The sequence below is a fragment of the Falsiroseomonas stagni DSM 19981 genome (assembly GCF_900114315.1).
GTDB classification, from domain to species: Bacteria; Pseudomonadota; Alphaproteobacteria; order Acetobacterales; family Acetobacteraceae; genus Falsiroseomonas; species Falsiroseomonas stagni.
This window is the reverse complement of sequence record NZ_FOSQ01000001.1, coordinates 589898-602223: the sequence shown is the minus strand read 5'-3', so window position 1 is coordinate 602223 and position 12326 is coordinate 589898. Positions and strand designations below refer to the sequence as shown.

At 71.0% G+C, this 12326-nt stretch carries 12 protein-coding genes; 9 read left to right on the top strand and 3 right to left on the bottom strand.

Features of this window, described 5'->3' with window-relative positions; translation table 11 throughout:
• Nucleotides 1-52: 52 nt before the first annotated feature.
• The 8 genes from BM041_RS02880 to BM041_RS30385 all read left to right on the top strand — a co-directional run bounded on the left by BM041_RS02880 (nucleotide 53) and on the right by BM041_RS30385 (nucleotide 6829).
• Nucleotides 53-796, top strand: coding sequence for a maleate cis-trans isomerase family protein (locus BM041_RS02880; protein WP_139225938.1), 744 nt, complete (start codon nucleotides 53-55; stop codon nucleotides 794-796).
• Between the two features lie 84 nt (nucleotides 797-880).
• The gene (locus BM041_RS02875) at nucleotides 881-1639 is read left to right on the top strand and encodes a TetR/AcrR family transcriptional regulator (RefSeq protein WP_245761902.1); all 759 of its coding nucleotides are present in this window, start codon (nucleotides 881-883) and stop codon (nucleotides 1637-1639) included.
• 203 nt (nucleotides 1640-1842) lie between these two features.
• Nucleotides 1843-2994 carry an alpha/beta hydrolase family protein gene (locus tag BM041_RS02870; RefSeq protein ID WP_092955187.1) on the top strand — a complete coding sequence of 384 codons (1152 nt, stop codon included), beginning with the start codon at nucleotides 1843-1845 and terminating at the stop codon, nucleotides 2992-2994.
• A complete protein-coding gene (locus BM041_RS02865; protein WP_092955184.1) occupies nucleotides 2991-3302 on the top strand; it encodes a subunit of meta cleavage enzyme in 312 nt (103 codons plus the stop codon). Before BM041_RS02870 ends, BM041_RS02865 begins: the two co-directional genes overlap by 4 nt.
• Nucleotides 3290-4129 (top strand): DODA-type extradiol aromatic ring-opening family dioxygenase, encoded by an 840-nt coding sequence (locus tag BM041_RS02860; RefSeq protein ID WP_092955181.1) that lies wholly within the window; start codon nucleotides 3290-3292, stop codon nucleotides 4127-4129. The genes BM041_RS02865 and BM041_RS02860 overlap by 13 nt, the downstream gene beginning before the upstream one ends.
• Nucleotides 4122-5249 (top strand): FAD-dependent monooxygenase, encoded by a 1128-nt coding sequence (locus tag BM041_RS02855; protein ID WP_092955178.1) that lies wholly within the window; start codon nucleotides 4122-4124, stop codon nucleotides 5247-5249. Before BM041_RS02860 ends, BM041_RS02855 begins: the two co-directional genes overlap by 8 nt.
• A gap of 67 nt (nucleotides 5250-5316) precedes the next feature.
• Nucleotides 5317-6291: a Bug family tripartite tricarboxylate transporter substrate binding protein gene (locus BM041_RS02850; protein WP_092955175.1), complete on the top strand. Its 975-nt coding sequence runs from the start codon at nucleotides 5317-5319 to the stop codon at nucleotides 6289-6291.
• 361 nt (nucleotides 6292-6652) lie between these two features.
• Nucleotides 6653-6829: a hypothetical protein gene (locus tag BM041_RS30385; RefSeq protein ID WP_175533683.1), complete on the top strand. Its 177-nt coding sequence runs from the start codon at nucleotides 6653-6655 to the stop codon at nucleotides 6827-6829.
• Between the two features lie 81 nt (nucleotides 6830-6910).
• Here BM041_RS30385 and BM041_RS02845 read toward each other — a convergent pair whose 3' ends face one another.
• Entirely contained in the window at nucleotides 6911-7309 is a 399-nt protein-coding gene (locus tag BM041_RS02845) for a winged helix-turn-helix transcriptional regulator (RefSeq protein WP_092955172.1), read from the bottom strand.
• 148 nt (nucleotides 7310-7457) lie between these two features.
• Here BM041_RS02845 and BM041_RS02840 point away from each other — a divergent pair, with 148 nt between their 5' ends.
• On the top strand, nucleotides 7458-8345 hold the full coding sequence (locus BM041_RS02840; RefSeq protein ID WP_092955169.1) for an SDR family oxidoreductase: 888 nt from the start codon (nucleotides 7458-7460) through the stop codon (nucleotides 8343-8345).
• A 223-nt stretch (nucleotides 8346-8568) separates the two neighbouring features.
• On the opposite strand, the gene BM041_RS02835 is transcribed toward BM041_RS02840, so the two are convergent.
• Together BM041_RS02835 and BM041_RS02830 are read right to left on the bottom strand one after the other, a co-directional pair.
• A complete protein-coding gene (locus BM041_RS02835) occupies nucleotides 8569-10521 on the bottom strand; it encodes a lysylphosphatidylglycerol synthase domain-containing protein (RefSeq protein ID WP_092955166.1) in 1953 nt (650 codons plus the stop codon).
• The gene (locus BM041_RS02830; RefSeq protein ID WP_092955163.1) at nucleotides 10518-12161 is read right to left on the bottom strand and encodes a lysine--tRNA ligase; all 1644 of its coding nucleotides are present in this window, start codon (nucleotides 12159-12161) and stop codon (nucleotides 10518-10520) included. Before BM041_RS02830 ends, BM041_RS02835 begins: the two co-directional genes overlap by 4 nt.
• Between the last annotated feature and the right edge of the window lie 165 nt (nucleotides 12162-12326).

Genomic DNA, 12326 nt, shown 5'->3' with positions numbered 1-12326 from the left:
GCTGTCCACCCGGATCATTCCCTAGGACCGGAGACTGACCTAGCCTCACGCCATGCAGGAAGAACGGCCACGGCTGCTAATGGGCGTGGTGGCGCCCGCCACCAACATCTCCGTCCAGCCCGAGATGGAGGCGCTGCGCCCGCCCGGCGTCATCAACGCCCATGCGCGCATCCCGAACCCCGATCGTGCGGTGACCAGCGACGCCGATACGCTCGCGGTGCGCGCCTCCATGGTGGAGGGGCTGAACGCCGCGCTGGACACGCTGCTGCCGGCCACCCCAGGCCATGTCGTGCTGGGCGTGATGGCGGAGAATTTCGTGGGGGGCGGGGCGGCGGGGCAGAGGCTCGTGGCCGATTGCGCCGCCCGCATCGGCTGTCGGGTCACCGACTATACCAGCGCCATCCTCGCCGCGCTGGATGTGATGTTCGGCCGGAAGATCAGGCTGTCGCTGCTCACGCCCTTCATGCCGGTCGGCGATGCCGCCGCACGGGCCCTGTTCGAGGATGCGGGGCATGAGGTGGTGCGCCTGGTCAGCCTGAAGGCGCCAGGCCCCGCCGCCATCGCGCGCGTGCCACGCGAACGCACCATGCAGGCGGTGCGGGACCTGGCGGGGCCGGAGGTCGAGGCCATCATCCAGGTCGGCACCAACGCGTCCTTCCGGGCCCTGGCGCGAGAGATGGAGGCGGAGTTGGGCACGCCTGTGCTGGCCGCAAACCCCGTCCTCTACTGGCGGGCGCTGCGCCGGGAAGGCATCACCGACCCCATGCCGCAGCATGGTCGGCTGTTCACCCTGTAGCGCGCGTCTCCGCGTGGCGTGACCGGATCCATGCCATGGCATGGCGGATCATCGGCGCCTTGCTTGCCCCGGCGGCGCCGCTGCATGACCCTGATGCCGCCACCCGCCACGCGGCCCTTCAAGCCGGGGCGCTGGCGTCGCAACCCGCCCTGGATCAGGGCCGATGGAGAATGGGCCCTGCTGATGAACGATGGCGCTTCGGGGGCAGTGTCGAATGGACGGCGTGAGCGCAACAAGCGCGACAAGCTCTCGCGCATCCGCGCCGCGGCGCTCGAACTCTTCGTCTCCAAGGGCTTCGACGACACCACGACGCGGGAGATCGCGGCGCATGCCGGCGTCGGGCTCGGCACGGTCTTCGTCTACGCGGAAACGAAGCGCGACCTGCTGTTCCTCCTGGTCAACGATGACCTCGAGGACTGCATCCGCCGCTCCATCGCCGCGGTGCAGGTGGAGGAGACGCTCCATGCCCGCCTGATGGCGGTGATGCGCATCCACTTCGAGTATTTCGGCCGCCTGCCGGTGCTGTCCCGCCAGGCGCTGCGCGAGATGTATTTCTACCAGGAAGGCAAGCAATCCGCGCGCTTCCTGGCGACGCGCGCCGGCCTAGGCCGGCTGATCCAGGACCTCGTGGAGCGTGCGGTGGCGGCACGGCTGATCCATGCCGAGGCGGCGCCGGACGACATCACCCGCGTGATCTTCGCGATCTACCAGGTCGAGCTGCGCCGCTGGCTGGTCAGCGAACAGCCTGACCTGGAGACCGGGCTCTCGGGCCTCGGGCGCCAATTGCTGATCGTGCTGAACGGCCTGGCGCCGCGGCCGGAGGCGCTGTCCCGCACACCCTGACCGGCCTGGCCGGCCGCTTTCCGCGTTGACAGCGATTTCGCAGCTTCATAATTTGAGCATGTTCAATTTTGGCGCCGGGGCGGCATGGGGCCGGGCCGGACGACCGATGAATACAGGAGGGGGGACGGCATGATCGCAGGCGCTGACAGGGATCCGATGGCGGCGCGCGGCCTGGCCGGCGCCCCGCCCCGGGGCGCGGGGCGATGAACGCCGCCCCCGGCGAACTGGCCGGCCCGCGGTCGCTCGACGACGCGAAGGCCTGGATGCGCGACCGCCTGGCCAAGCGCGTCCATCCGCTCGGCCTCACCGATCCAGCCGCCACGCGCGACACGATCGAGGCCCTGCAGGGGCTGGACGGCGAACGCTGGGCCGTCGCCTGGGTCGCCACCGGCGACCGCTTCTTCGCGGAGGCCGAGGCAGCCGCGCGGGAAGGCCGGGCCGATGCGGCGCGGGACCTCTACTACCACGCCTACGGCTTCTACTTCCTCGGCCGCTTTCCCTGCCCGAACCACCCGGCGAAGGAGGCGAGCTACGAGAAGGAGCTGACGGCCTATCGACGCTTCGGCGCGCTCTGCGACCCGCCGCTGGTGCCCATCTCCATCCCCTTCGCCGCGCCGGACGCGATCGGGGAGAAGATCGCCTTCTACCTGCGCCGCCCGACGGGCATCGCGCGACCGCCGGTGGTGGTGATGTGGGGCGGCGTCGATGCGTGGAAGGAGGAGATGACGGAGCTGTCGGACACGCTGCTCCGCGCCGGCATCGCGACCATCGCGCTCGACAATGTCGGCACCGGCCAGTCGCCGCTGAAGGCAGGCGCGGACGGAGAGAAGCAGTTCCTGCCCGTGCTCGACTGGGTCGCCGCGCAGGCGGGGCTGGATGGCAGCCGCATCGTGCTGATCGGGCGATCCTTCGGCGGCCACTGGGCGACCAAGCTCGCGCACCAGATCCCGGATCGGCTGCGCGGCGCGGTGAACTGGGGCGGCGGCATCCACTACATGTTCCAGCGCGACTGGATCGAGAAGTCCCGCCATCCCGACAGCTACCTGATGGAGCTGGTCGAGACGCGCTGCCGCATGCTCGGCGCCACCAACGACGAGGAATATGCCGAGGGCTTCCGCCGCCTCTCGCTGCTCGACCAGGGGCTGCTCGATCGCCCCTGCGCGCCGCTGCTGCTGGTGAACGGCAAGGACGACAAGCAGTGCCCGCCCGCCGACATCCACCTGCTGCTGGACCATGGCAGCCCGAAGACGGTGCGGCTCTTCCCCGGCGGCCATATGGGCTTCGGCCCCCACACCGTGCCGACCATCGTCGCCTGGGTGGCGCAGCGCCTGCAGCCGGGGGCCGCGGGCGCATGAGCAACTGGCGCCACATGATGCCGACGACGGAAGCCTATCTCCTCGACAAGGTGCTGTACCGCCTGCACCACAACGCCGAGGACCTGGCCGCCTACAACGCCGACAAGGACGCCTACCTCGCGCGCTATGCGCTGCCGCCACGGCTCGCCGCCATGATCGGCGGCAACGACGTCGCCGGCCTCTACGAGGCGGGCGTCAACCCCTACCTCCTCCGCGCGCATTGCATCGGCGTCCGCATCCCCGAGGACGTCTCCCTTGCCGCGCTGCGCAGCCTGATGAAGGAAGGAGACGACAAGTGGCTGAAGTGACCGGGATCTACACCGCCAGCCACACGCCGGTGATGCTGAACTTCCCCGACCGCATCCCGCCCGCCCTGCGCGCCGAGATCTTCGGCGCCTATGAGGCGATGGGCCGCGACTTCGAGGCCGGGCGGCCGGACGTGCTCATCGTGCTGTCCAACGACCACCTGCACAACTTCTTCCTGAACAACTTCCCCGCGCTGTGCATCGGCGTCGCCGACAGCTACGAAAGCCCGATCGAGCATTGGCTGAAGGCGAAGCGCCGCACCTTCGCCGGCGACCAGGCACTCGGCGCCTTCCTGCTGCAGGAAGCGCTGGAGGCGGAATTCGATCCCGCCTTCTCCATGGAGATGGTGCTCGACCACGGCTCGCTCACGCCGCTCGAACTCGCCGGGCTCGATCCCGACCTGCCGATCGTGCCCATCCTGTTCAACTGTGTGCAGCCGCCGATGCCGACGATGCGCCGCTGCCATCGCTTCGGCCGTTTCCTCGGCCAGGCGCTGCGCCGCTACCAGGGCGTGGAGCGCATCGCGATCCTCGCCACCGGCGGCATCAGCCACGACATCGCGACCCCGCGCATGGGCATGGTCAATCGCGACTTCGATGAGACGCTGCTGGCGCTCATGGAGGCGGGCGACCATGAGCGGACGATCGACTACGCCACCGCCAACGTCCACACCGCCGGCAATGGCGCGGAGGAGATCCGCATGTGGATGGCCGCGATGGGCGCGGCCGGGGACCTGCCCTTCCGCCGCACCTACTATCGCGCCGTCAACGACTGGTACACGGGCATCGGCATCGGTCGCTTCACGCGGCACGGCGACGCCCATGGCTGATCGCGGCCGCGCACTCGTCATCGGCGGCGGCATCGCCGGGATGAGTGCGGCGATCGCGCTGCGCGGCATCGGCTGGACGACCGATCTGTGCGAGCGCGATCCCGGCTGGCGTGTCTATGGCGCCGGCATCACCATCACCGGCCCGACGCTGCGGGCCATGCGCGCCCTCGGCATCCTCGATGCGGTGCTGCGTGAGGGCTATGCGGCGGACGGGATCGATGTGCGCCGGGCCGACGGCGCCGGCCTGATGGCGATCGAGACGCGCGACGACGCGCTGGACGGCATCCCGAGCGCGGGCGGCATCCTGCGCCCCGTGCTGCATGGCATCCTCTCGCGCCGGCTGCTGGCGCTGTCGCCGCGGGTCATGCTCGGCCGCAGCGGCGCCGTCGTCGCGCAGGATGAGGACGGCGCGACGGTGCGCTTCGACGACGACACGACCGGCCGCTATGATCTGGTCGTCGGTGCCGACGGCATCTACTCCGCCACGCGCCAGGCGCTGTTCCCCGATGCGCCGGCACCACGCTACGCCGGACAGCTCTGCTGGCGCCTGATGCTCGCGCGCCACCCCACCGTGGATCGCCGCACCTATTTCCTCGGCGGGCCGGTCAAGGTCGGCCTCAATCCGGTCGCACCGGATCGCATGTACATGTTCCTGCTGGAGCCGCAGCCGACACCGCTGCGGCGACCGGAGGAAGGGCAGCACGCCGTGCTGCGCGACCTGCTGCGCGGCTATGGCGGGGTGCTGGGGGAGATCCGCGACGGGCTCGACGCTGGCGCCGACATCATCTGCCGCCCGCTGGAGACCGTCTTCCTCGGCAGCGACTGGACACGCGGGCGCGTCGTGCTGATCGGCGATGCCGCGCATGCGACGACACCGCAACTCGCCTCCGGCGCCGGGATGGGGATCGAGGACGGCCTGGTGCTGGCCGAGGAGCTGGCGGCGGCCGGCCATGACGTGCCCGCCGCGCTGCCGCGCTTCGTCGAACGCCGCCATCCCCGCTGCCGCCTGGTGGTGGACGGTTCGCTCGAGATCAGTCGGCTGGAGCGCGAGGGCGCGCCGCCCGCCGCGCAGACCGCCGTGGTGCAGGAGACGCTGCGGCAGCTGAACCAGGCCTATTAGCGCCCGGTCCGCCCCGGCGGAATCGCGGACGCGACGACGTGAGGCAACGACAAGGAAGGAACGTCCCATGTCCATCCCCCGACGCGCGCTGGCCGGCGCAGCCCTGCTCGCGCCGCTGGCCGGTATCGCGCGCGCGCGCGCCCAGGCGGCCTGGCCGACCAGGCCCATCCGCATCATCGTGCCCTTCGCGCCCGGCAGTTCACCCGACGTGATCGCGCGGCTGCTGGGGGAGCGCCTGTCGCGCGCAGCCGGGCAGCCGGTGGTGATCGACAACCGTCCCGGCGCCACCACGATGATCGGCGCGCAGGCCGTCGCGCAGGCGCGGCCGGATGGCTACACGCTGCTCTACACCATCAACTCCACCGTCTCGATCAACCCGTTCCTGTTCAGCCGGATGCCCTACCGGGTGGAGGATCTGGCGCCGATCACCCGCGTGCTGTCCGTCCCCTTCGTGCTGATCGTCCCCGCCACGGCGCCGGTCCGCTGCGCGCGCGACCTGATCGAACTGGCCCGTGCGCGGGCGGGCGGGCTGAACGTCGGCAGTTCCGGCATCGGCACCAGCGCACACATCGTCATGGCGCGCTTCCTGAACGAGGCGGGCGTCACCGCCACCCATGTCACCTTCCGCCAGGGACCGCTCAACGACATCATGGCGGGCCGCATCGACGCGGCCTTCGAGCCCTCGACCACCGCGATCCCGCAGGTGGAAGCCGGGGCGGTGCGCGCGCTGGCCGTCTCCGGCCCGCGGCGGCTGCAGGTGATGCCGAATGTGCCGACCGTGGCGGACACAATCGCCGGCTTCGCGGGCGAATCCTGGCAGGGCCTTTTCGCGCCGCGCGGCACGGCGCCCGAGGTCATCGCCACGCTGTCGCGCCTGACGCGCGGCATCGTGGAGACGGAGGAATTCCGCGGCCGGTTGCAGGAACTCGGCCTGGTGCCGGAAGGCGGCACGCCGGAGGAGTTCCAGACCTTCATCGCCGAGGAATCGCCGATCTGGGCGCGCGTCATCCGCGACAACGGCATCACCCTCGACGGCGGCTGATGCGGGCCGGCTTCGTCGCGCGCTCCGCGCGCAGGCTTCGTCGCGCGCTCCGCGCGCCGGGTTCGCCGCGCGCTCCGCGCGGCGGAAGCGTCGCCCTGCCCGGCCTTCCCCCACAAAAACCTATCGCCGCGGCCCCGGATGCGCCAAGTTGCGCCGCCGGCGCTGATCCGGCATCGCGCCGTGCCGGCTCCGGCGGCACGGGCAGGGGCGCCTCCTGCATCCGGACCGCCTGGTCCGATCCCCAAGCCCCGGCCGCGCGGTCCATCGACGTGCCGCCCTGTCGCCACCCAGACCGCCTCCCGATTGTCCGTCCCTCCGCGAGGCAGGCCGGCGATCCCGTCCTGAAAGGACATCGCCCATCATGGCCAAGCTTCCCCCCCTCCCCGCCGCCGGTCGTGCCCCCCAGGGCGGCAACAACCCGGCCTCCGGCCAGGCCAATCCGAAGGATGCCCGCGCCGGGTCGAAGAACAGCGGCGCCCTGAAGCAGGGCGGCGTGAACAAGGCCACGCAGGCCAGCCGCAAGCACGGCGACCGCTGACGCCAGGGGCGCATCGCGCCCCCAGGCCAACCCCATGCCGGCGGCCGCTCCGCGGGCCGCAGGTGGTCATCGGGGCCCCCGTTATAAGCCGGCAGCGTCGAAGCTGCGTCGCGCGCCCCGGATCGCGCCATGGTGGCGATCCGCCCAGCCGATCAGCGGCAGCACGGCCTGGACCAGCGACTGCCCGAGCTCGGTCAGCGCATATTCGACGCTGGGCGGCACGGTCGGGTGCACCGTCCGCGTCAGCAGCCCGTCGCGCTGCAGGTCCCTCAGCGTGATCGTCAGCATCCGCTGGGAGACGTCGGGAACCGCCCGGCGCAGGGCGCCGAAGCGATGCGGCGCCTCCTCCAGCGCCAGCAGGATCAGCACCGACCACTTGCCCGACAGCCCGGCGATCACGTCACGGATCGGGCAATCCTCGATCGTCATGCCGCTGGCCCTGATCTCGGCCAGGGTCCGGCGCGCCGGCGCATCCTTCATCGGGCGGTATCCTTTCGGTGCCTATGGGCGGGATCGGTACCTTCTTGTGCCGGCCGCGTCCCTCGGCCATTTCCAGAAGGCTACTTTCCATACCTACTCACAAAAGGGAACCAGGTATCGGAAGAGCATCCATCAAGGACCCTGGACCATGCCCGAAACCCTCCTCGTCACCGGCGCCGCCGGCCAGCTTGGCCGCCTCGCCGTCGACCATCTCGCCACCCTGCATGAAGGCCCGATCGTGGCCGCAAGCCGTGATCCCGCGAAGCTGGCCGACCTGGCCGCGCGCGGCATCGCGACGCGGCGGATCGACTTCGAGGATGCCGCCTCCCTCGCCGAGGGATTCCGCGGCATCGACCGCGCGCTGATCGTCTCCACCGACGCGATCGACCAGCCCGGCCGCCGCGCCGCGCAGCACCTGGCGGCGGTGGAGGCCGCGGTGAAGGCGGGCGTGAAGCGCCTCGTCTACACCTCCATGCCGAAGCCGGAGCCGGGTTCCGCGGTGGTCTTCGCGCCCGACCACCATGCGACGGAACAGGCGATCCGGGGCAGTGGCCTGGCCCACACGATCCTGCGCGTCAGCTGGTACCAGGAGAACCTGTTGGGCTCGCTCGGCGGCATCCTGGCCTCCGGCGCCTGGCTGACCTCGGCCGGGGAGGGCCGGATCCCCTATGTCGCGCGGGTCGATGCCGCCCGCGCCGCCGCCGCGGCACTGGCGGCCGACACGGCGGCGAACGAGACGCTGGACGTCACCGGCCCGCGCGCCTGGACCACCGCGGAGGTGGCGGCCCTGATCGCCCAGGTCTTCGGGAAGCCCATCCAGCTGGTGGCGCTGGATGATGCGGCGCTGGCCGCGCAGCTTGGCAGCCTGGGCCTGCCGCCCTTCCTGGTGGCAATGCTGGTCTCGATGGACCGCAACACGCGGGAAGGCGGGCTGCCGGCGGTGACGGATGTGGTGGCGCGCCTGACCGGCACGCCGCCGCGCCCGCTGGAAGCCTTTCTCCAGGACCAGAAGGCGGCCTTCCCCGTCGCGGCGTAGCGCCGGCAGGGCGGCGCGCCAGCCGCGCCGCCCGCAGAGGCCGCTTGAGAATGCCGGCGGCTGAGGGGTCCGCAGGTGATTTTTCGGCGCTGCCAGGAAGCGGACGCCGCCGATGCTGGTTGCATCGGCAAGTTCGCTGACGCGCGGGCAGCGCGCCTGGAGCGCGACGCAGGGGCGGAAAAGACCCGCGGAGCCGACCCGTCCGGCGTTCTCAAGCGGTCCCTTACCCGCGGAAGCCCTTGGTCGGCTCCACCGCCGGCAGCAGCGCCAGCAGGGATTGCAGGTCGCGTTCCGCCCGGCAAGCCAGATAGCGGTCGCTCTCCCCGCCCTCGATCGGAAACACGGTCAGGCCGACATCGCCATAGACGCGCAGCAGCCCGGGACCGACGCGCCAGAAGGCGGCATCGACGCCCGCGCGGTCGCACATGTCCCGGAAGCGCCAGATGGCGGAAACGCGGTCCCGCTCCTCCCCCGCCGGATCGCCGAGCGCCAGCCAGACGCCGTCGCGCTTGACGAAGCCGAAGCCGGCGCGCCCGGCTTCACCGAAGACGGCACCATCCGCCGTCTCCGGCGCCGTGGCGCCAAGGGCCTTGAGGCGGCCGCGCACCTCCTCGTCCCAGGGCTCCGGCGCCAACCGCGCGGGGCGCAGCAGCCGCGCGACCGCGACCAGCAGCAGCACGGCGGCCAGGCCCACGGAAAAGCGAAGGCTGTCGGGCGCGAGGGGGCTGACCACCACTTCCCACCAGCTCTCGCCGCCGACCTTGCCGCCATAGCTGACCATCGCGAGCATGATGGCGCAGGCGCCGACGACCGCCAGCGGCAGCACCGTCTCCACCCCCATCGGTTCCCGCATCAGGCGGGCATCGCGATAGAAGGCGCTCCGCATGGCGGCCAGCAGCGCCGCCACCAGGATGAAGGCGCCCCAGAGCCACCAGCCATCGGCGCGCAGCCAGCAGATCAGCGCGCCGTTCAGCAGCAGGATGACCCCCGCCCCCCAGGCGAGCGTCAGGCGCCGCAGCAGCCCATAGCCCATCACTAGCAACAGCGACCCCACGACGGAGGCCGCGAAATGGGACGCGACCGCGGCCTCATACCCCGCCCAGAGCGCCACCGCGCTGTCGCGCGTCGGCAGCGCACCCAGGAACAGCAGCAGCGTGCCGCCAAGGCCGACGAGCCCCGCGATGGCCGGCACTTCCAGCGCATCCGTCACCCGCTGGTCGGCCACGAAGCGCGCCAGCACCGCGCGGCGCTGCGCGATCTCGAACCCCGCGAACAGGATGCCCGCCAGGAAGAGCGGGATGATGTAGTAGTACAGGCGGAACAGCAGCAGCGCCCCCACCACCTGCGCCGGCGTCAGCCAGGGGGCCAGGCCGGCCAGGATGGCGCCGTCGAACACGCCGATGCCGCCGGGCAGGCTGGCCGCGATCCCCGCCGTGTAGGCGGTGATGTAGATGCCGAGGAAGCGGATGAAGGTCAGCCCCTCCGCCGGCGGCAGCAGCGAATAGAAGATCATCGCCGTGATCGCGACATCGACGCTGGCCAGCACCGTCTGCGCCACCGCCATGCGGAAGCCCGGCAGGTCGATCCGATGGCCGAAGATGGTGATGTGCGACCGGATGCGGGACATGGTGACGTAGGCGATGACCAGCGCCCACATCACCAGGCCGATGCCCTGCATGATCCAGTGCGGCACATGCTCACCGAGGCCCGGCACCACCTCCGGCTCGATCACCAGCACCATGCCGCCCAGCGCGAAGCCGCCGAGGCCGAAGGTCAGGCTGGTGAAGGCGACGACCTTGGCGATGGCCACCGGCGGCAGGCCCCAGGCCGCGTAGAAGCGGTAGCGCACCGCCGCCCCCGACACCGCCGCGAAGCCGAGATTATGCGCGAGCGTATAGGCGCAGAAGGATGCCAGCGAGGTGCGCCCGTAGCTGACGGGATAGCCCGCATAGACGCTGCCCAGCCGGTCGTAGATGGTCAGCACGGCATAGGCCAGCAGCGTCCACCCCGCGGCGATCCACAGCGTCATGGGCTGGATCGCCGCCAGCGCCGCCTTGATGTCGGCGACCGAGAGGCTGCGGAACTTGTCCTGCACCACCCAGATCGCCGCCCCCAGCAGCAGCAGCCCGAAGACCGCGACGCCATGGCGCCGGGCCAGCGAGAGGAAACCCTTCATGCCGTCTCGCTGCCGGCGTTCTCGACCGTGGCTTCCCGGGCCAACGCGCCCTCGATCAGCGCGATGGTGGCGGCGATGCCATAGAGCGCGACGAAGCCGCCGAAGCGCGGCCCTTCCGGCTGCCCCAGCAGCACCTGGTAGAGCGCGTTGAACCAGGCGCGGGAGACACCAGGCCGGCCCCCATCCTTGGCCGGCTCCAGGAAGGGCTCCCGCCGCCCGGCGTCATAGACCAGATCCTGGATCGCGCGCGCCTGCTCCTCCGGCGCCAGCGCCTCCAGGTCGCCGATCCGGTCGCGCAGCGATGCGGCGAGCGCGGCCAGCGCCACGCGCTCCCCTTCCGTCGGCGCGCGGTGCTGCTTCGTCGGCAGTACGCGGTCGCGGTAATAGGCGACGGCATATTCGATAAGGCGCGCCAGCAGCGGATGCGTCTCCCCATTCGCATCGGGGGCGTAGCGGCGCAGGAAGCCCCACAGCATGTCCGGGTGGTCGGCGTTGATCACGCTGGCCAGGTTCAGCAGCATGGTGAAGGACACCGGCGTGCCGGGGTCGTTGCTGGGCCCGCCATGGATGTGCCAGGCGGCGTTGTCCGGCGTCGGCGCCGTGCGCAGCCGGTCCAGGTTCTGGACGTATTCATCCACCGCGCGCGGGATCACGTCGAAGAACAGCCGCTTGGCGCGCTGCGGCTGGTTGTACATGAACTGCGCCAGGCTTTCGGGCGGCGCATAGTGCAGCCATTCGTCGATGGTCAGCCCGTTGCCCTTGGACTTGCTGATCTTGCCGCCTTCCTCGTCGAGGAAGAGTTCGTAGGTGAAGCCGATCGGCGGCTCCCCCCCCATCACGCGGCAGATGGCGCCGGACAGCTTCACGCTGTCGATCAGGTCCTTGCCCGACATCTCGTAATCGACGCCGAGCGCGTACCAGCGCAGCGCCCAATCCGCCTTCCACTGCGCCTTGCAGTGGCCGCCGGTGATCCGCGTGCCGAAGCGCTCCCCGGTCTCGGGGTCCTTCCACACGAGCAGATCCTCGGCCGGGCGGACCTCCTCCATCGGCACCTGCATCACCACCCCCGTCTTCGGGTGGATCGGCAGGAAGGGGGAATAGGTCGCGCGGCGGTCCGGCCCCAGCGTCGGCAGGATCACGCCCTTCACCTGGTCATGCCGCTCCGCCATCCGCAGCAGCGCCGCGTCGAAGCGGCCGGAACGGTAGTAGTCGGAGGAGGAGGCGAATTCGTAGTCGAAGCCGAACTGGTCGAGGAAGGCGCGCAGCCGGGCGTTGTTGTGGTGGCCGAAGCTCTCATGCGTGCCGAAGGGGTCGGGAATCGCCGTCACCGGCCGGCCGAGATAGCCCGCCAGCATCTCCCGCTGCGGCACGTTGTCCGGCACCTTGCGCAGCCCGTCCATGTCGTCGGAGAAGGCGATCAGGCGCGATTCCAGCCCGGTCAGCCGTTCGAAGGCCCGGCGCACCCAGGTGGTGCGCGCCACCTCCCCGAAGGTGCCGATATGCGGCAGGCCGGAGGGGCCGTACCCCGTCTCGAACAGCGCGGCGGGCTTGCCCTTGGCCTTCACGCGCTCCGCCACCTTGCGCGCTTCCTCGAAGGGCCAGGCCCTGACGGCGGCGAAATCGGCGGGGGAGGCGGACATGCGCGGGGCACCTCAAGCGGGAAACGGTCCGGGGTTATAGGGGGGGCGGGCCGGGCAGGCGACCCCGGGGCTTTGCATGGCCGGTCAACGGGCTGGGGCTGGCGTAACCCTTTGGGATGAATTGGGCGTGTAACGTCCCGGCACCATCATCCTGGACATGTCGTG